The sequence below is a fragment of the Bacillus sp. FSL R5-0523 genome, from assembly GCF_037975295.1.
GTDB classification, from domain to species: Bacteria; Bacillota; Bacilli; order Bacillales; family Bacillaceae; genus Bacillus; species Bacillus subtilis.
In genome coordinates, this window is record NZ_CP150251.1 from 3007501 (window position 1) to 3027790 (window position 20290).

Genomic DNA, 20290 nt, shown 5'->3' on the forward strand with positions numbered 1-20290 from the left:
CCCCTAACACTTAGCACTCATCGTTTACGGCGTGGACTACCAGGGTATCTAATCCTGTTCGCTCCCCACGCTTTCGCTCCTCAGCGTCAGTTACAGACCAGAGAGTCGCCTTCGCCACTGGTGTTCCTCCACATCTCTACGCATTTCACCGCTACACGTGGAATTCCACTCTCCTCTTCTGCACTCAAGTTCCCCAGTTTCCAATGACCCTCCCCGGTTGAGCCGGGGGCTTTCACATCAGACTTAAGAAACCGCCTGCGAGCCCTTTACGCCCAATAATTCCGGACAACGCTTGCCACCTACGTATTACCGCGGCTGCTGGCACGTAGTTAGCCGTGGCTTTCTGGTTAGGTACCGTCAAGGTACCGCCCTATTCGAACGGTACTTGTTCTTCCCTAACAACAGAGCTTTACGATCCGAAAACCTTCATCACTCACGCGGCGTTGCTCCGTCAGACTTTCGTCCATTGCGGAAGATTCCCTACTGCTGCCTCCCGTAGGAGTCTGGGCCGTGTCTCAGTCCCAGTGTGGCCGATCACCCTCTCAGGTCGGCTACGCATCGTTGCCTTGGTGAGCCATTACCTCACCAACTAGCTAATGCGCCGCGGGTCCATCTGTAAGTGGTAGCCGAAGCCACCTTTTATGTTTGAACCATGCGGTTCAAACAACCATCCGGTATTAGCCCCGGTTTCCCGGAGTTATCCCAGTCTTACAGGCAGGTTACCCACGTGTTACTCACCCGTCCGCCGCTAACATCAGGGAGCAAGCTCCCATCTGTCCGCTCGACTTGCATGTATTAGGCACGCCGCCAGCGTTCGTCCTGAGCCAGGATCAAACTCTCCGATAAATGGATCACAGGTTAAGTTCACCGCATCCTGCGGCGACACCTGTGTGACCTGCGTCGTGCAGGCCCTAGTTTGACTGACTACGCACATTGCCGTGCGATTTATAAAAATGAATTAACAGGTACGTTTTGTCTTGTTTAGTTTTCAAAGATCATTTCGTTACTTCTCAATGAAGCAGCTTTACTAATATAACATTCAGCTTCTTTTTTGTCAACAACTTTTTTCAAGTTGTTTTGAAGCATCTAGTTTGTGTCCGCTGTGCATCAGCGACGTTTAATAATATAACACCTGTATTTATTTATTGCAATAGTTTTTTTAAAAAAATCTATAAAACAAATAAACTATAATCCTCGCCATGATTTCTAAAGCGTGTGTATCATATAACTTTCTTAAAAGAACATATACATCAGTCATGTGATCTTGTTGTTTTTTTCGTTTTCTTGTATAGTAGAAACGAACTAAATACTGATGACCACAAGGGGAGCATTAAAGCTGAGAGTGAGCGGTTTCGTTCTGACCCTTTGAACCTGTTAGTTAACGCTGGCGTAGGGATGTGGCAAAGTCAAATGAATTGCAGATCGTAAAGCAGTGCGTGGAACTTTTCTCATCCTTCCGCGTGCTGCTTTTTTGTTGTCCTTTTGGTTATCTGTCAATGGAAGGAGATAGATATGAATCAATCTAAGCAACTGGTTCGCCTTATTGAAATTGCCATTATGACAGCGGCAGCCGTTATTTTAGACATTGTCTCAGGAATGTTTCTTAGCATGCCTCAAGGAGGCTCGGTCTCCATCATGATGATTCCGATCTTTTTAATTTCGTTTCGCTGGGGTGTCAAAGCAGGTCTTACTACAGGTTTGTTGACAGGTCTAGTACAAATAGCAATCGGAAACTTGTTTGCTCAACATCCTGTACAGCTATTGTTAGATTACATTGTCGCTTTCGCAGCAATCGGTATAAGCGGCTGTTTCGCTTCTTCAGTCCGTAAAGCCGCTGTATCAAAAACAAAAGCGAAATTGATTGTTTCAGTGGTCAGCGCAGTTTTTATCGGCAGTTTGCTGCGCTATGCCGCGCATGTCATTTCAGGAGCTGTGTTTTTCGGCAGCTTTGCTCCAAAAGGAACACCGGTATGGATTTATTCTTTAACTTATAATGCGACTTACATGGTTCCTTCATTCATTATTTGTGCAATTGTCCTATGTTTATTATTTATGACAGCACCCCGTCTGCTTAAAAGTGACAAAGCGTAAAAGTAACAATCCCCCAGCGAATTCCGCTGGGGGATTGTTCGTTATCTGTTAAGAAGTGTTTTTAAAGCTGAAAGATCCGGCCAGCCAAGACCTACTTCTTTCAGCCTTACTCCGGCAATTTCAAAGTTGTCCTCCGCTACTCTTTCAGGTGAATAGGCCTGATAAAATATAATCGAGGGATTCTGCTCAATAACCCAAACAAACATACTTGAAAAACCATGTTGAAGCAAAAACTCCGCTCCTTTTGCTAAGAGCGCCCTGCCTGCACCTTGCCGCTGGCGCTCTTCCAGAAGATAAATAGCGTATAACTCGCTGTCATAGCCTTCTTGTTCAGAGCGAATAGGTCCAAATGAAGCAAAGCCGAATACTGAACCCTTTTCGTCCTGAGCAACAAATACTCCCTTTAACGAGCGACTTTTCCATTTGTCTTCAAATTCCTTATAGTTCAGGCTGTTTAAATAATCAATCGGGATAATTTCGTGGTATGTTGTCCTCCAGCTGTCTACATGCACTTTTGCAATGTCCTTTATATCCTCTAACTTCGCTTCACGTACAGTTACCATACGGTTCTGCCCTTTCCTTACTCTGATTTTTGGATCGTTTTGGCTTCTTTGATTTCATTTGTTAATTCATTAATGCTTTGTTTTACGTTTCCTTTTCCTGAAAAGTTCTCAAGCATTTCTTTTACATCAATTCCTGAGGATGCTTTTAAACTTTCTTGCAGACTTGACATTAAGTTCGTCGCATAGCTGGTTACTTTGTTTGCTCCGCTTGATTCACCGCTTCCTCCTGTATCGACAACGGTGATTTTATCAATATTTGAAAGAGGTGCCGCTGCTTGTTTCGCGTATTCCGGAAGCATTTTGACAATCATATCGAAAATCGCCGCCTGCCCGTACTGTTCAAAAGCAGCCGCAATTTTCTCTTTTGCTTCCGCTTCTGCAAGACCTTTCAGGCGGATAACCTCTGCCTCTGTCTCTCCTTTCGCTTTTTCCGCTTCTGCTTTTGCTAGCCCGTCAATTCTTACTTTCTCCGCCTCAGCCTTTGCCATTGCTTCAATACTGTACTTCTTGGCATCGGCTTCCGCGAGCTGTTTGGCTTTCTCAGCTGCTGCGGACTGCTCAACAGAATAACGGTCTGCATCGGCTTTTTTCTTTACCTCTGAGTCGTATTGACGTTCACGGCGAAGAATTTCTTTTTCTTCTAGTTCTATTTGTTTTTGGCGTTCGATAATTTTAACCTGCATTTCCTGCTCTGTGACTTGCTGGCGCGCTCTGGCAGTCTCTAAATCATATGCCTGGTCGGCATTCGCTTTTGCCGTATCTTGTTCTCTGCGAAATTCAGCCATTTTGAGCTGATTGATTTTTTCAGCTTCAGCGATTTCCGTCGCCCGTTCAAGTTCTGATTTTTTTGCGTCTTTATCGGCTTCTGCCCGCTTAATTCGGGTTTCTTTATCAGCCTCTGCTGTTGCGATATCAGCATCGCGTTTTACTTGGGCAATTCTCGGTTTCCCTAATGATTCAAGATAACCGTTTTTATCACGAACATCTTTAATGGTAAAGGAGACAATCACAAGCCCCATTTTCGCGAGATCCTGTGAAGCGACACGCTGCACCTCTTGAGAGAATTTCTCTCTGTTTTTATAGATTTCTTCAACTGTCATTGAGCCGAGAATGGAACGAAGGTGGCCTTCTAAAACCTCCCGCGCTTCCTGCTCACGGTCGTCTTTTGATTTCCCTAAAAATTGTTCGGCCGCTGTAGCGATTTCTCCTATAGAACCGCCGATTTTAATAATCGCAGTTCCATCGGCCATTACTGGCACTCCTTGTTCTGTATAGACTTCAGGTGTCGAAACATCGAGTTTGCTTGATAATAGGCTTAGCGGCTCTGCCTGCTGGAAGACGGGAAGGACAAAGGTTCCTCCACCGCGGACGATTTTAATACGGTTGCCGCCTTCATCGACATGAACATTTTTATTACCTAGATAGCTCCCTGTTACAATTAACGCTTCATCAGGCCCTGCTGTTCGATACTTCGTAATAAACACAGCTATTAGTGCAATTAATAAAAAGAATACAACTCCAATGATCATTATAATCGGCATTGTCATATCAAATTCCTCCTTGTATGTTAAATGGGTTCATGCGGAGTAACCGAAAGAACTCCGTTGTTAATATCTACGACTAACACCGTTGTCCCGTAACTGATCTGCTGATTATCAAAACTGACCGCTGACTTTGAAATGGTGCCGCCTATCCCTTCTATGACCACTTCACCAAACCCGTCAACCGGCACAGCTGTAATCACTTTACCGAGTCTTCCTCTGAGATCATCTTCTCTATATGCCAATGATTCTTCTGCAGAAGATAATGGTACCAGTACAAAGATGTGAAGCAATACCACCATCAGGATCGAAAGGATGCAAGATAAAAGCGCAATCAGCAAGCTTGACAGAGGCAATACAAGTTCACCTATATATCCGCCCGCTGAAAAACATGTGAAAAATGAGAGCACTAATGTCGGATTAAGAAACGGAATGCCTTCTGACAGTCCTGCAAATACATCTCCGAAAAACAGGAATAATAGCGTAAGGCTGCCCGCAATAATAAGCGTATAAAGATAAATTGTTTGTATAGGCACTCCAAATAACTCCAATTTCCTCATCCTTTCTTCATCAATGCATTGATGAACGGCCGCCGTTACCATTTATACGAGACACCACGGGAAAGGTTTCAAAATTTTAAGACAAATAACCCATTTGAAGTGCTTTATAAATGATAATTGCTTATATATATGGTAATGTCATTTTAGGAGGAGATATGATGAGTATCTTTAATGAAGCCAGATTAGAAACGTGGAATGAATTGAAAGGACTTTCTGACGAAAAGCTGAACCAAAAGCCTTCTGCTGAAGAATGGAGCATACGGGAAGTTCTTGACCATTTGAAAAAAATCGATATGACCGCACAAAAAATGTTGAAGGAACGTGTAAAGGACGCTCCGATTAAAGAAATTGAAGAAAAACCGCTTGAGGTAGCACAGGACAGAAATAATAAACGGAAAGCCCCGAGTCATCTTGAGCCTGCGCATGATTTTATTTCAGGCAGCCAAATGAAACGTGAGCTTGATGTGGTAAGAGAGCAGCTGACTGCTGCGATTGCCTCTCTGAAAGAAGAAGATTTTGAAAGAGTGCTTCCGCATCCTGTGTTTCAAGAGCTGACTGTCAGACAGTGGATCGATTTTATCGGCCATCATGAAAAACGGCACCTCAGCCAAATGAAAGAAATTAAAGAAAAGATAGAAAGGGCCTGATTTAATCAGACCCTTTCTGCTTTTCGTTTGACTTTTCGCTGATAGGAATGAACTTCTATTTCATCACCTGTGTAAACAGCACCAGGTCTTTCCACAATACAGACAATCCCTCTAATGCCCAGTGCGTGGCGGACGAAAGCCGGCGCCAGCTTCGGTTGGTCCGGATAATAAGACTGAATGACTTCTCCCGGCTGGATACACGGATCATTTTCGCCCTCACACAGCAGAGCCGCTCCGCTCGGAAAAATAATCCGGCTGCCTTCTTTTAATGAAGTAAGATCTGGCATACCGCTGACTGCCACATTCGCCCCGAGCCATTCCGGCAAAATCCTCGGCACTCCCATTTTTAAAGCGATTTCGTTGCATTCCTCTATTGAAACAATTGAAATTTGTCTGCGGTTAAAAATTTCAGTCCCTCTTGAAAACATTGGTTCTCTGGCTCCCGCTTTTTTGGTCAGGCCAAAATGCAAGTCGCCTGGGATGCCGCCATAATCAAAATCAAGCTTGTCCATTTGCTTTGTTACGAAGCTTTCTGTATCTGCGATATATAAGCCTTCCGCTTTTGCAGTCATACGCTTCCACATCAGCTGGCACCTTCCTTCTTATCCAAAATTTCCACCTATGCTTCATTATCCCAAAAAATCCCGCTCTGTAAAGGAGCGGGATTTTGATTATACCGTTTTAGGCGTAAGGTTAAAGCAGCGCTTGTAGATCCAGTTGTATGCTTTTTCATTTAAATCTCTAGGGTTTCCGAAGGTTTGCGGATCTTTCATTGCTTCTTTAGACAAGCGTTCGATCATATCAGGTGATACTCCCTGCTCTTCTAAAGTCGGCACTTCTAAATCTTCGACCAGATCATACATCCAATTGACAGATGCTTTCGCAGCTTCTTCTGTTGTCATCTTGCTTGTATCAATACCGAACGCTTTCGCAATACGCGCAAACTTCTCAGGATAGCCCTTCCAGTTGTATTCCATGACAGGGCCCATCATCGCCGCTACACATTGGCCGTGAGCGACTGGGATAATACCGCCAAGCGTTTGGCTCATCGCATGAGCCGCGCCCGCTGATTCACTTCCGTAAGAAAGACCGGCAAGCATCGCAGCCTGCGCCATTCCGTACCTTGCTTCCAGATCCTCTCCGTCAGCAAATGCCCTCTTAATGTAATGAGCGGCATACTCAATCGCCATTAAGGCAACCGCATCCGTGATTGGCTGTGCAAATTTCATTGTATAGCACTCAATGGCATGGGCGAGCGCATCAATTCCCGTCATAGCTGTTACATGCGGAGGCATTGAAACATGAAGCTCAGGATCAATGATGGTCAAGTGCGCTGCAATCAGCGGACCGCCCGTGTTGAATTTGAATTCTCTTTCTTCATCTGTGATAACCGCCCATTGGGTTACTTCTGATCCTGTTCCAGCTGTAGTGGGAATTGTCGTCAGCGGAGGAATGCGGTTTTCCAGCGTTTTTTTCCCATCTGCCGCTTCATAATCAAGCACGCTTCCTTCGTGAGTTGCTTCTACTCCGATTGCTTTTGCTGTATCCATGGAGCTTCCGCCTCCGACTGCCACCAAACCATTACAGTTCTCTTTTTTGTAAAGCTCAGATCCTTCATTCACCAGACGGACAGGCGGGTTTGGCTCAACTTTATGAAAGAGCACCACTTCAATGCCTGCTTCTTTAAGTGATTCGATTACAGGATCAGCAACACCGGCTTTATAAATCCCTGGGTCTGTGACAAGGAGCGCTTTTGATACGCCCAGTGCAGCTACTTCCTCACCCGTATGCTTGATGGCTCCGATTCCATGCTTAATCACAGTCGGAATTTCAAATGTGTGGAATTTCTGCATGCTTTCTACCTTCATATTTAATGTCATCATCAATCTCCCCCTCTTATGAATTGAACCAGTTAACCGCTGCCGGTTTTGTATTGCGGTATACATGTTTGACTTCTGTGTATTCTTCAAGGCCTATTTTTCCAAGCTCGCGTCCGAACCCGGATTGCTTATATCCACCCCATGGCGCTTGTGCAAAGTACGGATGAAAATCGTTGATCCAAACGGTTCCCATTCTCAAGCGGGCTGCTACCCGTTCGCACTTTTCAATGTCTTTTGACCATACCGCTCCAGCTAAGCCATAGATGGTATCATTCGCAAGCTCGATTACCTCTTCTTCAGAGCTGAAGGTTTCGACTGTCAATACAGGACCGAAAACCTCTTCCTGAACGATTCTCATGTCAGAATTACAGTTTGAGAAAATAGTAGGTTCATAGAAAAAGCCGTTTTGAAGCTCAGGATCTTCCGGGCGTTTGCCTCCTGTCTCCAGCTTCGCGCCTTCCTCTATTCCGATCTCTACATATTTTTCTACCTTTGCCCTGTGCTCCGCCGAAATAAGCGGACCGCTTTCTGTCTCAGCATGAAAACCGTTTCCGAGTTTTATGCGTTTTGCCCGTTTGACCAGCTCCGCCAAAAATTGATCATGAATGGCATCCTCAACAAGCAAGCGGGAACCTGCAGAGCATACTTGGCCGGCGTGGAAAAATACAGCGTTTAAGGCCTGATCAACCGCAACTTCTAATTCCGCGTCCTTGAAAACAATATTTGGGTTTTTCCCGCCAAGTTCAAGGGCGATTTTTTTGACGTTTCCGCTTGCCGCCCGCATGATTTTTTTGCCTGTTTCAATTCCGCCCGTAAATGAAATCAAATCGACGTCTTTGTTTACGGCAAGCTCGTCGCCCACTGTGGCTCCCGGTCCAAGAACAAGATTTGCGACACCTTTTGGAACACCGGCTTCTTCCATCAGCTTAAAGACTTTGATTGTCGTCAGCGGCGTAATCTCACTCGGCTTCATGACGATTGTGTTTCCTGCAGCCAGTGCAGGGGCGATTTTCCAGCTTGCTTGAAGGAGCGGATAATTCCATGGAGTGATCTGGCCGCAAACCCCGATTGGCTCCCTAATAATTTTGCTTTCTGAATCAGGAATCGGAGATGAAATGATCTCTCCGCCATCTTTGTCTGCCAAGCCGGCGTAATATTGAAAAACATTGGCGATATCGTCCATATCGGCCTTGCTTTCTTCGAGTGTTTTTCCTGTATCAAGAGATTCAAGCTCAGCCAGCTCCTCAAGATCGCGTCTGATTAATTCCGCAATTTTCAGAACAATTTTCCCGCGTTCAAGCCCGGATAGCGATGACCATTCTCCTTTGTCAAATGCTCTGCGTGCGGCTGCGATTGCTTTGATGGCGTCCTCTCGCCCTCCCTCGCTTACAGTTGCAATTTCTTCTTGATTAAATGGGTTGATAATACTGCGGATCTGTTCTTTTTCGGCACTGATCCATTCTCCGTCAATGAATAATGTTTGACTCATATAAGCCTCCTTGACGTAAATAAAGTTTGTTAAATAAAAATTTAATGTTTTTAACAACATTAATCTAACATATGGTTTTTAAACTGTCAAAGTCCCATTTCGATTTTTCTTTTTGACTTTTCCTCATGATTCGTTAAGATAAAGAACATAAAGAAATAACTTAACGAATTTAATTTTCTAAAGGAAAAGAGGGTCAGTATGGATGAAAATCCAGAATTTGCAGCTATAGAACAGGCTCGGGATCTTGTTATTGACTCCATTGCTGAAACGATGGATCTTTACGGAATTACCCGCAGTGTCGGGATTTTATATGGGACGATGTATATGAGGGATGAGATGACGCTTGACGAAATGCGTGAGGAGTTGCAAATGAGCAAACCAAGCATGAGCACTGGCGTCAAAAAGCTTCAAGACTTAAATGTAGTGAAAAAAACATTTCACCGGGGAATCCGCAAGCATACATTTGTGGCTGAAAAGGATTTCTTTAAATTTTTCACAAATTTCTTTCCACCTAAATGGGAGCGGGAGGTTCAGGTGAATGTAGCAGCGATCGAGGAAGCTCAAGCTGATTTACAAAAGGTTTTAAGAAAGGAAGATCTCGATGAGGATACCAAAAATGAAGCACTGCAGTTATATGATCAGCTGGAAAGCTCTAAAGCTTACTATGACTGGCTGAAACGGCTTGCTGAATCGGTGCAGACCGGAGAAATTTTTAAATTTATACCGATCGAAACAAAGTAAAGCAGAAAACGCCTGGGAAACCAGGCGTTTTTTTGATGTAACTACTACAAATTTGAAAAATACGGGAAAAACACCCCATTTACTTCCAAAATATTTGATGGTAATTTTATGTAGGTAAAATTTGTATTTGGCCTTTCAGAGGAGGTGAAAAGCGGGCAGGCCTGTTTAATTTATCATTTTTTAGGGGGAATTTTGTTATGAAACGCAAATTATTATCTTCTTTGGCAATTAGTGCATTAAGTCTCGGGTTACTCGTTTCTGCACCTACAGCTTCTTTCGCAGCTGAATCTACATCAACTAAAGCTCATACTGAATCCACTATGAGAACACAGTCCACAGCTTCATTGTTCGCAACAATCACTGGCGCCAGCAAAACGGAATGGTCTTTCTCAGATATCGAATTGACTTACCGTCCAAACACGCTTCTCAGCCTTGGCGTTATGGAGTTTACATTGCCAAGCGGATTTACTGCAAACACGAAAGACACATTGAACGGAAATGCCTTGCGTACAACACAGATCCTCAATAACGGGAAAACAGTAAGAGTTCCTTTGGCACTTGATTTGTTAGGAGCTGGCGAATTCAAATTAAAACTGAATAACAAAACACTTCCTGCCGCTGGTACATATACTTTCCGTGCGGAGAATAAATCATTAAGCATCGGAAATAAATTTTACGCAGAAGCCAGCATTGACGTGGCAAAGCGCAGCACTCCTCCGACTCAGCCTTGCGGTTGCAACTAATGTAAAAGACCGGTTAACGTGGTCTTACCCCTGTCAAGTAGACAGCCATAAAAAGCCTAAGCAACCAGTGTGTTACGGTATTCTACCGGAGCACACTGGTTTAATTTTTTCTGGAATCGTTCGTGATTATAGAACTGGATGTAATCTTTAATGCTTTTGTGGAGCTCTTTTTCAGTTTGGCATGAAGAAAAGTATGTATTCTCTGTTTTGAGGTGCGAGAAAAATGATTCGATACAGGCGTTATCCAGGCAGTTTCCCTTACGGGAATGGCTGCCCTTCAAACCAACGGTTTCAAGTCGCTTTTGATATGCTTTTGTTGTGTATTGGAATCCTTGATCAGAGTGGAGAATGGCCCCTTGGACATCCCGTTGAGTTGTTAAACTTTCCACTGTTTTCATCACCAGTTCAAGATCATTTCGCTTTGACAGTTTCCATGCGACAACCTCATTGTTGTAAAGATCTTGTACTGCAGAAAGATAATAGAATCGTTGTCCGCAAGCAATATAGGTAATATCGGTTACATATAACTGATTAGGCTGATTGGTTTGAAATTCTCGGTTAAGCCGGTTTGGCAGGACAACCGATGCCTTTCTTCCAAAATAACGACGCTTTTTTCGAATAATCGAGTGGATGTTCATCTCTCTCATCAATCTGTAAACACGCTTATGGTTGACGCAGAAACCTTCTTTCTTTAAAGCGACAGTAATCCGAGGATAGCCATAGAAAGGGCGTGAATGATGAATCGCCATGATGTGCTCTTTTATGATCTGATCTCTCTGTTGCCTTGCCATTCGAAACCTTTGAGCCTTGCGCCATTTATAGTACCCTGACCGTGACACTTTGGCGATACATACCAGCCACGTAATCGGATAACGGTCCTTCAATTCGTGAACAGCTTCAAATCGTGCTGCCTTCAAAATCCGTCCTCCCCATGCAGATTTGGATAGCGCTTTTTTAGGTATTCGACCTGTGCCTTTAAATAATCTCGTTCTTCCTCAACACTTTTAAACGTTGTTTTAGGGCGTCCAATAAAAGGATTGTCTGACTTTGTATCTTTTCCCCTTTGATCATCAAAAGACTTGCCTTCCCGATATGTTTTCACCCAATTTTTGAGCTGGGTTGAACTTCGAAGCCCTAATTCTTCAGCTAACGTGTTATAGCTTTTGTTTCCTTCCTCGTACATTTTGACAGCTTTCATCTTAAATTCTTTCGTATAGTTTTGAAAGTGTTGCCCTTTTCTCGCCATAAAAAATCCCCTCCACGTATAGTGTAACAGCCACTTTTGAAAAGCGGGCTTTTTACACTGTCTACTTAGAGGGGATAATATCAAACGCCGGTCTTTTTTGCGTTTTACCCTCCCCTTTTTCTTTAATCCCCGTTATCTTTTTTCTGGTTTAAAATTTAAATTGACAAACACTAGAAACAGGAGTAAATTCTTGAGTGTTCAATTTCATACAGTCTCTTTTACCGCTTAATCAAACACGAACGGGGGAACCAACGATTGGCTGTTTTATTAACAGCCTTGGGGTGAATCTTACTAAGTAAGAGGGGGTACTCTGAATCCCTAATCCGACAGCTAACCTCGTAGGCGTATACAGAGAGGAGGTCTATTATCGGCCATTCTTTGCAATGGTCTTTTTTGCTTCAAAACGTTAATTCACTAAGGGAGATATGAACATTGGGAAGAATTAAAAATAAGCAATTTGCCGTGATCGGGCTGGGCCGGTTTGGCGGCAGCATTTGTAAAGAACTTCATAGAATGGGACATGAGGTCCTTGCGGTTGATATCAACGAAGAAAAGGTCAATGCATATGCTTCTTACGCCACTCATGCGGTAATTGCCAATGCCACCGAAGAAAACGAATTGCTTTCATTAGGAATACGCAATTTTGAATATGTGATTGTTGCCATCGGAGCAAATATTCAAGCGAGTACGCTGACCACCCTATTATTAAAGGAGCTTGATATTCCAAATATTTGGGTGAAGGCTCAAAACTATTATCATCACAAGGTGCTTGAAAAAATCGGCGCTGACCGGATTATTCATCCTGAAAAAGATATGGGAGTTAAAATCGCACAAAGCCTTTCAGACGAAAATGTTTTGAATTACATTGATCTATCTGATGAATACAGTATTGTCGAGCTGTTGGCTACGCGCAAGCTTGATTCAAAATCGATTATTGACCTGAATGTAAGAGCAAAGTACGGCTGCACGATCCTGGCCATCAAACATCATGGAGATATCTGTCTTTCCCCCGCGCCTGAAGACATCATTCACGAGCAAGATTGCCTGGTGATCATGGGCCACAAAAAGGATATTAAACGTTTTGAAAACGAAGGGATGTAGACAAAGGTGACACTTCAAAAGGATAAAGTGATCAAATGGGTTCGGTTTACACCGCCTCAAGTGCTTGCCATTGGTTTTTTCCTTACCATTATCATCGGGGCTGTCCTATTAATGCTTCCGATTTCCACTACGAAGCCATTGTCATGGATAGATGCCCTTTTTACTGCGGCTTCCGCTACAACTGTTACAGGGCTTGCTGTTGTCGATACCGGTACTCAATTTACGGTATTCGGGCAAACAGTAATTATGGGGCTGATTCAGATTGGCGGGCTTGGATTTATGACATTTGCGGTCTTGATCGTCATGATATTAGGAAAAAAAATCGGCTTAAAAGAACGAATGCTCGTCCAGGAAGCCTTAAACCAGCCGACAATCGGCGGTGTCATTGGCCTTGTCAAAGTCCTGTTTCTGTTTTCGATCAGTATTGAATTGATAGCAGCACTCATTTTATCCATCCGGCTTGTACCTCAATACGGCTGGTCATCCGGCTTGTTTGCAAGTTTGTTTCACGCAATATCTGCTTTTAACAATGCCGGGTTTTCGTTGTGGCCTGATAATTTGATGAGCTACGTTGGCGATCCTACAGTAAACCTCGTAATTACTTTCTTATTTATTACAGGAGGGATCGGATTTACGGTTCTGTTTGATGTGATGAAAAATCGGCGTTTTAAAGCTTTTTCTTTACATACAAAGCTCATGCTTACAGGAACGCTGATGTTGAATGCGATTGCTATGCTTACGGTCTTTATTTTAGAATACAGCAACCCCGACACGCTCGGCCACCTGCATATAGTGGATAAACTGTGGGCGTCCTATTTTCAGGCAGTGACGCCGAGAACCGCAGGCTTCAATTCTCTAGATTTTGGCAGCATGAGAGAAGGAACAATTGTATTTACTTTATTATTGATGTTTATCGGAGCAGGAAGCGCATCAACGGCGAGCGGCATTAAGCTGACTACGTTCATCGTGATTTTAACATCTGTTATTGCTTACTTGAGAGGTAAAAAAGAAACGGTTATTTTCCGCCGTTCCATCAAATATCCGATTATCATTAAAGCTTTAGCTGTGAGCGTCACCAGTTTGTTCATCGTGTTTTTAGGGATTTTTGCCCTGACGATCACAGAACAAGCGTCATTTCTTCAAATTGTGTTTGAAACCTTTTCCGCATTCGGAACTGTCGGCCTTACGATGGGGCTTACTCCTGAACTGACAACAGCTGGCAAGTGTATCATTATTGTCATCATGTTTATCGGAAGAATTGGTCCTTTAACGTTCGTGTTTTCATTCGCAAAAACAGAGCAATCAAATATCCGTTACCCTGACGGCGAAGTGTTTACAGGGTGATATCAAAAAAATCCGGCGTACAGTCGCCGGATTTTTTTATGATTCGATATGAGATTGATTTTGTCTTTTTTCCTGTTCCGCGATGATTTCGTTATCCTCCGCGTTATCACGGGTCACTTTTTGTGTAAGAATCGCACCAACTGCTACAAGTATCATAACAGCGATGTAATAACCTTTTTCATTGAGTTCCAGGTTATCAGCATTATAGAGTCCGATACTAAACAAAAATACTCCTGCAAAAAAAGTAAAATAAGCTAATACTGTAAAGGCAACCGTATTTCTGCGTCTATATTTCTGCACCTTTGTTCCCTCCCGAAAGCATAGTTAAAAAGTGATAACTTCCGTGGAATATTATACCTCAAATTCCCCGGAATGGAACAAAGAATTAAAAATACCAGTAAAAAGGGCTTAGGTTGCCTCCTTTATTTCAACAGCTGAATCATCAATCCAGCCGATAAGTTTATCATTGATTTGGAATTGGTACCATACAGACTGGCCTTTCTGTTTTTTAGACACAACCTTTATGTCTTTGCCGACGTAAGATTGGGCAGAGGTAAGCCTTATGGACCGATCATCAGTAGAAGGCTTGGACCATACGTCTTGAACGGCACTGTCTTTAATAGAGGCGTTTAAATCCACAGATTTGAGGGATGGATTTACCTCATCGTACTCATCTAAATCGTATTTTTCCACAATAGCGCTGATTTTGTCAGCATAGTCAGGATCTGTAGCATATCCTGATGTTTGCAGGGCTGTTGCCGCTTCCTTATAATTCCCTGCCTCAAGCACCGGTTTATACTTCTTTTTATTCCACGATGTGCCACGAACGAACAATTGGGCGTGATCATCCATAGATTCAAAAAACGTGCTGTATTTTCGAAACTTCGCGCGAATGGTTTTTCTTTTCCCTTTTTCAACTTCGTCCGTTTCCATCGTGACATGATGGCCTTTATAATTCCCTTTTACGCCAAAAAGGTTGTTGGCCTTAGCAGCCAGTTCACTGTTCCCCCAGTCCGATTCGAGAATGGCCTGAGCAATTGTGATGCTGGGGAGAACATGGTATTTTTCATACAAAATTTGGGCATGTCCGGACAGACTGTCTATAAATACTTGCTGTTCATCGATTTCTTCAGTTTCTTTGGATGTTTCAATCGGTTTTGATAAAGTTGTCGCTAAAACAAACAGAGCTAGCGGAATCGATACAAGGAAAAATAGTGAAATCAAGAGTTTACGTTTTTTAAGTTTTTTACGGGCCATGAAAACCTTCCTTCGAATTAAAAGATTACGAATGTAAAAGAATCTACCTTTTAGAATTTTACTTGCACTTCTAATATTTTTCAATTCTTTAGGGATAAAGTTGGGAAAAGATTGCAAAATAAAAACCTTTTCGCTCAATGAAAAGGTTTTTACCATGTTTCTATTTTTGTAAATTTCTGAGTGCATTACGATATTCCGTATCATTTATTACTTTATATGATTTGACAGTTGCCTTCGACAAACCTTGTGCTGAGACGGCCGGTTTTTCCGGAGCTGTTTTCGCTTTATCATGTGGTTTATGTGCCAGCTTGTGCCCCATTCCAGTGGCATTCATACAAAATGACATGCAGACGAGCAGCACGCTAAGGATAAAAGAAATGAAGAAGAGATCATGATAAGCAGTCATCATAGAATCCTGTACCGAACCGCTTTGTCTGGCAGCATCTTTTTTCGTGAAAAAGCCGATGAGAATGGGGACTCCCATATAGACAAACAATCTTAAAAACTGAACAGCTGTCATTCTCTTGACCAAATCAGGCAGCGGGCCTCCCATGGCAGCTCCCATCAGCCCTGCGGCGACTGTCAGGCCTGTTCCCGCTGCAAGCATGATAAACAGTGCCGCGAACATATAAAGAGAAGATCGATCCTGCATATGCAGCCATTGAAAATTCACAAAGACGAGAATGAGTCCGCCGATAATACCGAGCATCCCTGGTCCGACTTTATCATAAAACAGAGCGCTCAAAATAGCCGCGATCGCCACTCCGAATAGAAGAGTCAAGTTTAAAAGAATGAGATGCTCTTGAGAAATATCATACATTTGACGGAGCAAGCCTTGAAAAGCAGACAGGCTGACAGCTACCGTTATCGTCCCTGCAGCTATGATCAATAAGCCAAGCACCGGTTTTGGCAGCAGCATCAGTTTAATAGATATGAAGGGGTTTTTCACTTTATATTCCACAATCAATAGACCAATGAGCAAACATAACGTCACCCCGAAACCAATCCATACATAACCCGATGACAGCCCCCATTTTTGCAGAAAAATGAATGAAACCGCTGAGGCTGCGGCAAGGAAAACAGATAAAAGAATTCCTGCACGATCAAGCGGCTGTTCTTGATCCGCCGCTCCGTGATGCTCGTCATGAAGAAAGAAATAGCTCACCGCGACACCGATCAGGGACAAGGTGCCAAAGATGAAAAACAGCCATCTCCAATGCCCGCAGCTTGTTGCAATGGTTCCCAGGATTGTGCCGATGATAACAGAACCATAGAATCCCCCGATCAGTACAAGCAGTGCATAGTTCCTGCGTTCAATCGGGAATGACAGTACAAGCATTGGAATCATAATCATCAGCATGACGCCTGTTGCCGCCCCCTGTAAAAAGCGCCCTGCCGCCATCCATGCAATATCGCTTGAACATGCGATGAGCAGTGAGCCTAGTATAAAGACAGGTAATGAAGCCAGATAGACTGGACGAGCACCGAATTTTTTCCTCAGCAACGGTCCTGCCGGAACTAACAAGGCAAAGGCCATATTGCCGATCAATATCGGATTTACTGATGTGAAGACACTTGTTCCAACCGCTTTCTGAACAAGGCCTTGAACTGACGACAATGCCGTGTTAGACATCAATCCCGGCCCGACCGCTAAGACGGCGAGCAAAGAAATCACCCAATAGTGTTTTGTCTTCATGTTGTCATTCCTTCCTATATGAATACATGCGAAACACATCATTTTTTGAAAACAAAAGAAGCTAATAGATTTTGCATACCATTAGCTTTCATTCTAATATTCTCCCTTTCAGGGGAAATGATATTATTTTATTATAATTATGTGAATGAATGAGCATATAATCAAATATTATTTCAAATCGATTGTGTTTTGTCAATGGAGTAAATTTCAAGCACAACATAGAAAGTCTGAAAGCTTTTCCCCGATATTGTGTCTAGAACTGCACTTATGAATCCCTGCCCGTTCCCTCAAGCGAATTAAATCAGGCCGTTTTAATCCTTTCAATCCACTATTCCAACTAATAAACTCGAATAAGTTGGTGATAAGACAACATTTTGGCCGCACATTTTTTTGTGTTTACTGGGCGTTTGCCGCCTCTAAATTGTATATGGGTAAATACCATGAATTAACCTATGAAATACCAATGTAAGGAAATTCTAAATATTCCAGGAGGCAAAAACGAATGGAACTGTATGAGTGTATCCAAGACATTTTTAGCGGCTTGAAAAATCCATCGGTTAAAGATTTAGCAACGTCTTTAAAACAAATTCCAAACGCAGCAAAATTGAGTCAACCGTATATTAAGGAACCAGACCAGTACGCCTACGGCCGAAATGCCATCTATCGAAATAATGAATTGGAAATTATCGTGATTAACATTCCGCCAAACAAGGAGACAACAGTACACGATCATGGTCAATCTATTGGTTGTGCAATGGTGTTAGAAGGAAAGCTTCTTAATTCTATTTATCGATCAGCCGGCGAACCCGCAGAACTCTCCAATTCATACTTTGTCCACGAAGGAGAATGCCTTATTTCAACCAAAGGTTTAATTCACAAAATGTCCAATCCAACATCCGAACGAATGGTGTCTCTTCATGTCTACTCCCCTCCTTTGGAAGACATGACGGTCTTTGAGGAACAAAAGGAGGTATTGGAAAATTCATGATTGACAGATAAACTGCTCACTTTGACTTCGCTCAACTGGAGGATTCAGAGAATGAAACCTTTTCCTCAAACAAAAAAACCCTTATAGAATAAGGGTTTACAGGTATGGAGCCAAGGGGGCTCGAACCCCTGACCTCTACACTGCCAGCGTAGCGCTCTCCCAGCTGAGCTATGGCCCCGTATGTAACGTCATGTTTATTATAGATGATTTTTTTTTGAAAAACAAGCTGTTTCCTCTCGAATTGACAGAAAAAATAAGGCTCGGAAAAGAGCCTTATTTTTCGACTTACATCATGATCAAAAGTAAAATCACACCGAGAATAATTCGATAGATTGCAAATGGGACAAGTTTGATTTTGTTAATCAGCCTTAAGAAGAAACGGACGACAAACAGTGCGACCACAAAGGCACAGATAAAGCCGACGATGAAAAATGGCATCAGATCCGAGCTTAAGCTGTCCCAATGCTTCACGAGGCTTAGAAAGCTGGCTCCCATCATGATCGGCATCGCCATAATAAACGTAAAGTCGGCTGCCGCTCGGTGGTTTAATCCGAGAATAACACCGCCGGAAATGGTTGAACCCGAGCGCGAGAAACCCGGCCAAAGGGCAAGACATTGGAATAAGCCGACTGCTATCGCCTGTTTATAGGAAATGCGGTCGAGCGTGTCTGTCGCTGTTTTCCGCTTATTGACCCAGTCAGCAAAAAGCATCAGGATTGCCCCAGCAATTAAACCGATGGCCACAGTTTTAACGGAAAATAAATATTCATCAATGTAATCCTCAAACAAAAAGCCGAGAACAGCTGCAGGCACGAGTCCGACGGCAATTTGGGCAATGCTTAATTTATGTCCCTGCTCCTGGTCGCTTGTGATATTTTTTTTCAAGCCGAGTAAGTTTAAAATTCGGTCTTTAAACACGATAGCTACTGCTAAAATGGAGCCTAGCTGAATAACCACCTTGAATGAGTTAGCAGCTTCTTCTGACATCAGATTACTTGATTTAAGCCAGATGTCGTCTACTATAATCATATGTCCTGTCGAAGAAACCGGCGCGTACTCTGTTAATCCTTCTACGATTCCTAAAATGGCGGCTACAAACAATTCCCATAGAGTCATGATTTTGATTCTCCCCATTAGACATTTATTTTTTTACATAACGGGAGCTTTCCATAAATGGAAAGCCCGTCTTATATAACTATAAACGAAAATCACACTTTATGACCCGGCGTATTTTCATTTTTTTCTTCGTCGTATAAATGTGACCGCATTTTAAACCAGTCAAATAAATGTGTCGTAATGACTTTAGCAACTGCATAGCCCGGAATGGCAAGAATGATTCCAACAACGCCAAACAGTTTGCCAGCTGTTAACAGCAGAAAAATAATTGTGATAGGGTGGATGTGAAGGTTTTTTCCCATAATTTGCGGAGAGATCAGCTTCCCTTCAATCAGCTGAACAATGGTCCAAACGATCACCAATTTAAGCAGCATGAGCGGCGATGTCACTATGGCAATGATAATCGCAGGCGTAATGGCAATCGTTGGCCCTAAATATGGAACGATGCTAGTACAAGCCGCAATGACGGCTAGCAATGAAGCATAATCCAGCCCGATAATCAAATAACCGATAAACAGCAAAAACCCGATACAGAAGCTGACAATGATCTGGCCTCTGATATAAGAGCTTAACCGATGATTCATTTCGCTTAAGACTGTGTATGTCTGTTCTTTCAATTGCGTCGGAACAAACTTCAGTATGTAGACCGGCAATTTTTTTCCGTCCTTTAACAAATAGAAAAGGATAAACGGAACCGTAACGATTGAAATGATAATCTCAGTCAGGGCGCCGATAAAATTCCCAACGCCGGTAAAGGTACTGTTCACAATTGTCGCTGCCTGATCTGAAACCTTTGTTGCGAGATCAGATATATTGATGTTCGTCGTTTGCTGGGCCTGATTGACGAAGTTGCTGCCGATCAGCTGTTTCGTCTGATTTTCAACGATATCCACATATCTTGGGATGTTGTCGATTAAACTCATAATTTGTTCTTTTAAAAAGGGAATGATGGACACGATTGTGATCGTGATCAGCCCGATAATCAATAGATACAACAGTAAAATAGAATAGATTCTTCTTATTCTTCTTCTCTCAAGGAAATCGACGACCGGGTTTAACAGATAAAAAACAATGCCTGTCAAAATAATCGGAAGTGATATCGTTTTGAGCAAAACAATAATCGGGGTGAAAATAAATGATGTTTTTGTAAATACTAGAATATTTAAACCAATCAGCAGCAGCACAAGCAAAAATAAAACAAACTTATTGTCCAAGAAGAATCGCTTGAATCTGCCGCTCCATGTTTGCAACGTCTCCACTATCGTTCCTCCGTCATACATAGTTTAA

At 42.9% G+C, this 20290-nt stretch carries 19 protein-coding genes, 1 tRNA gene, 1 rRNA gene and 2 riboswitches (1 of these 23 cut by a window edge); of the genes, 7 read left to right on the forward strand and 14 right to left on the reverse strand.

What is annotated here, in order from left to right; genetic code table 11:
* Positions 1-846 (reverse strand): 16S ribosomal RNA (locus NYE53_RS15500) (it extends 704 nt beyond the left edge of the window).
* A gap of 465 nt (positions 847-1311) precedes the next feature.
* Positions 1312-1413, forward strand: a riboswitch (TPP riboswitch).
* 99 nt (positions 1414-1512) lie between these two features.
* Between NYE53_RS15500 and thiT the strand changes: the two genes are divergently transcribed.
* Positions 1513-2091: an energy-coupled thiamine transporter ThiT gene (gene thiT, locus NYE53_RS15505; RefSeq protein WP_339245504.1), complete on the forward strand. Its 579-nt coding sequence runs from the start codon at positions 1513-1515 to the stop codon at positions 2089-2091.
* Positions 2092-2132: 41 nt separating this feature from the next.
* Here thiT and NYE53_RS15510 read toward each other — a convergent pair whose 3' ends face one another.
* Genes NYE53_RS15510 through NYE53_RS15520 form a run of 3 tightly spaced genes read right to left on the reverse strand, consistent with a single transcriptional unit; the run spans position 2133 to position 4746 of the window.
* Entirely contained in the window at positions 2133-2654 is a 522-nt protein-coding gene (locus NYE53_RS15510; protein ID WP_339245507.1) for a GNAT family N-acetyltransferase, read from the reverse strand.
* 17 nt (positions 2655-2671) lie between these two features.
* Positions 2672-4201, reverse strand: coding sequence for a flotillin lipid rafts scaffold protein FloT (gene floT / locus NYE53_RS15515; protein WP_003228960.1), 1530 nt, complete (start codon positions 4199-4201; stop codon positions 2672-2674).
* 20 nt (positions 4202-4221) lie between these two features.
* A complete protein-coding gene (locus NYE53_RS15520) occupies positions 4222-4746 on the reverse strand; it encodes a hypothetical protein (protein WP_339245510.1) in 525 nt (174 codons plus the stop codon).
* Positions 4747-4913: 167 nt separating this feature from the next.
* Here NYE53_RS15520 and NYE53_RS15525 point away from each other — a divergent pair, with 167 nt between their 5' ends.
* On the forward strand, positions 4914-5402 hold the full coding sequence (locus NYE53_RS15525) for a DinB family protein (protein ID WP_003242867.1): 489 nt from the start codon (positions 4914-4916) through the stop codon (positions 5400-5402).
* Positions 5403-5407: 5 nt separating this feature from the next.
* Here NYE53_RS15525 and NYE53_RS15530 read toward each other — a convergent pair whose 3' ends face one another.
* The 3 genes from NYE53_RS15530 to betB all read right to left on the reverse strand — a co-directional run bounded on the left by NYE53_RS15530 (position 5408) and on the right by betB (position 8771).
* The gene (locus tag NYE53_RS15530; RefSeq protein WP_014477775.1) at positions 5408-5986 is read right to left on the reverse strand and encodes an MOSC domain-containing protein; all 579 of its coding nucleotides are present in this window, start codon (positions 5984-5986) and stop codon (positions 5408-5410) included.
* Positions 5987-6073: 87 nt separating this feature from the next.
* Entirely contained in the window at positions 6074-7282 is a 1209-nt protein-coding gene (gbsB, locus tag NYE53_RS15535; protein ID WP_339248559.1) for a choline dehydrogenase, read from the reverse strand.
* A gap of 16 nt (positions 7283-7298) precedes the next feature.
* Positions 7299-8771, reverse strand: a complete 1473-nt coding sequence (gene betB, locus NYE53_RS15540) for a betaine-aldehyde dehydrogenase (protein WP_339245512.1) — start codon at positions 8769-8771, stop codon at positions 7299-7301.
* 198 nt (positions 8772-8969) lie between these two features.
* On the opposite strand from betB, the gene gbsR reads away from it, so the two are divergent.
* Together gbsR and bslA are read left to right on the forward strand one after the other, a co-directional pair.
* Positions 8970-9512, forward strand: coding sequence for a transcriptional regulator GbsR (gbsR, locus tag NYE53_RS15545; protein WP_339245515.1), 543 nt, complete (start codon positions 8970-8972; stop codon positions 9510-9512).
* Positions 9513-9709: 197 nt separating this feature from the next.
* On the forward strand, positions 9710-10255 hold the full coding sequence (bslA, locus tag NYE53_RS15550; protein WP_003243556.1) for a biofilm surface layer hydrophobin BslA: 546 nt from the start codon (positions 9710-9712) through the stop codon (positions 10253-10255).
* A 56-nt stretch (positions 10256-10311) separates the two neighbouring features.
* On the opposite strand, the gene NYE53_RS15555 is transcribed toward bslA, so the two are convergent.
* Positions 10312-11501, reverse strand: a protein-coding gene (locus NYE53_RS15555) for an IS3 family transposase (RefSeq protein ID WP_339245518.1) whose coding sequence is annotated in 2 segments (ribosomal slippage) — positions 10312-11201 and positions 11201-11501 — 1191 coding nt in all. Because the reading frame shifts where the segments join, the coding sequence is not laid out codon by codon here.
* Positions 11502-11713: 212 nt separating this feature from the next.
* Positions 11714-11862, forward strand: a riboswitch (cyclic di-AMP (ydaO/yuaA leader).
* Positions 11863-11933: 71 nt separating this feature from the next.
* On the opposite strand from NYE53_RS15555, the gene ktrA reads away from it, so the two are divergent.
* Entirely contained in the window at positions 11934-12602 is a 669-nt protein-coding gene (gene ktrA, locus NYE53_RS15560; protein ID WP_003228942.1) for a potassium uptake protein KtrA, read from the forward strand.
* A gap of 6 nt (positions 12603-12608) precedes the next feature.
* A complete protein-coding gene (gene ktrB / locus NYE53_RS15565) occupies positions 12609-13946 on the forward strand; it encodes a Ktr system potassium transporter KtrB (RefSeq protein WP_339245520.1) in 1338 nt (445 codons plus the stop codon).
* Between the two features lie 36 nt (positions 13947-13982).
* On the opposite strand, the gene NYE53_RS15570 is transcribed toward ktrB, so the two are convergent.
* The 3 genes from NYE53_RS15570 to NYE53_RS15580 form a co-directional block, all read right to left on the reverse strand.
* Complete coding sequence (locus NYE53_RS15570) at positions 13983-14246, reverse strand: YiaA/YiaB family protein (RefSeq protein ID WP_003222348.1); 264 nt, start codon at positions 14244-14246, stop codon at positions 13983-13985.
* A gap of 108 nt (positions 14247-14354) precedes the next feature.
* On the reverse strand, positions 14355-15203 hold the full coding sequence (gene lytG / locus NYE53_RS15575; protein WP_134154301.1) for an exo-glucosaminidase LytG: 849 nt from the start codon (positions 15201-15203) through the stop codon (positions 14355-14357).
* 160 nt (positions 15204-15363) lie between these two features.
* A complete protein-coding gene (locus NYE53_RS15580) occupies positions 15364-16899 on the reverse strand; it encodes an MFS transporter (protein WP_339245525.1) in 1536 nt (511 codons plus the stop codon).
* 502 nt (positions 16900-17401) lie between these two features.
* Here NYE53_RS15580 and cdoA point away from each other — a divergent pair.
* Positions 17402-17887: a cysteine dioxygenase gene (gene cdoA, locus NYE53_RS15585; RefSeq protein ID WP_339245528.1), complete on the forward strand. Its 486-nt coding sequence runs from the start codon at positions 17402-17404 to the stop codon at positions 17885-17887.
* A gap of 105 nt (positions 17888-17992) precedes the next feature.
* Here the strand turns inward: cdoA and NYE53_RS15590 are convergent.
* From NYE53_RS15590 to NYE53_RS15600, 3 genes are all read right to left on the reverse strand, one after another.
* Positions 17993-18065, reverse strand: a tRNA-Ala gene (locus tag NYE53_RS15590).
* A 107-nt stretch (positions 18066-18172) separates the two neighbouring features.
* Positions 18173-19003 carry an undecaprenyl-diphosphate phosphatase gene (locus tag NYE53_RS15595; protein ID WP_014477785.1) on the reverse strand — a complete coding sequence of 277 codons (831 nt, stop codon included), beginning with the start codon at positions 19001-19003 and terminating at the stop codon, positions 18173-18175.
* A gap of 92 nt (positions 19004-19095) precedes the next feature.
* Complete coding sequence (locus tag NYE53_RS15600) at positions 19096-20262, reverse strand: AI-2E family transporter (RefSeq protein WP_024571881.1); 1167 nt, start codon at positions 20260-20262, stop codon at positions 19096-19098.
* Positions 20263-20290: the final 28 nt, after the last annotated feature.

Excerpts from the sequence above, each read along its gene's own strand:
- thiT (WP_339245504.1), top strand. The coding sequence starts at position 1,513 with ATGAATCAATCTAAGCAACTGGTTCGCCTTATTGAAATTGCCATTATG.
- NYE53_RS15510 (WP_339245507.1), bottom strand. The coding sequence starts at position 2,654 with ATGGTAACTGTACGTGAAGCGAAGTTAGAGGATATAAAGGACATTGCA.
- floT (WP_003228960.1), bottom strand. The coding sequence starts at position 4,201 with ATGACAATGCCGATTATAATGATCATTGGAGTTGTATTCTTTTTATTA.
- NYE53_RS15525 (WP_003242867.1), top strand. The coding sequence starts at position 4,914 with ATGAGTATCTTTAATGAAGCCAGATTAGAAACGTGGAATGAATTGAAA.
- NYE53_RS15530 (WP_014477775.1), bottom strand. The coding sequence starts at position 5,986 with ATGTGGAAGCGTATGACTGCAAAAGCGGAAGGCTTATATATCGCAGAT.
- gbsB (WP_339248559.1), bottom strand. The coding sequence starts at position 7,282 with ATGACATTAAATATGAAGGTAGAAAGCATGCAGAAATTCCACACATTT.
- betB (WP_339245512.1), bottom strand. The coding sequence starts at position 8,771 with ATGAGTCAAACATTATTCATTGACGGAGAATGGATCAGTGCCGAAAAA.
- gbsR (WP_339245515.1), top strand. The coding sequence starts at position 8,970 with ATGGATGAAAATCCAGAATTTGCAGCTATAGAACAGGCTCGGGATCTT.
- bslA (WP_003243556.1), top strand. The coding sequence starts at position 9,710 with ATGAAACGCAAATTATTATCTTCTTTGGCAATTAGTGCATTAAGTCTC.
- lytG (WP_134154301.1), bottom strand. The coding sequence starts at position 15,203 with ATGGCCCGTAAAAAACTTAAAAAACGTAAACTCTTGATTTCACTATTT.
- NYE53_RS15580 (WP_339245525.1), bottom strand. The coding sequence starts at position 16,899 with ATGAAGACAAAACACTATTGGGTGATTTCTTTGCTCGCCGTCTTAGCG.
- cdoA (WP_339245528.1), top strand. The coding sequence starts at position 17,402 with ATGGAACTGTATGAGTGTATCCAAGACATTTTTAGCGGCTTGAAAAAT.
- NYE53_RS15595 (WP_014477785.1), bottom strand. The coding sequence starts at position 19,003 with ATGACTCTATGGGAATTGTTTGTAGCCGCCATTTTAGGAATCGTAGAA.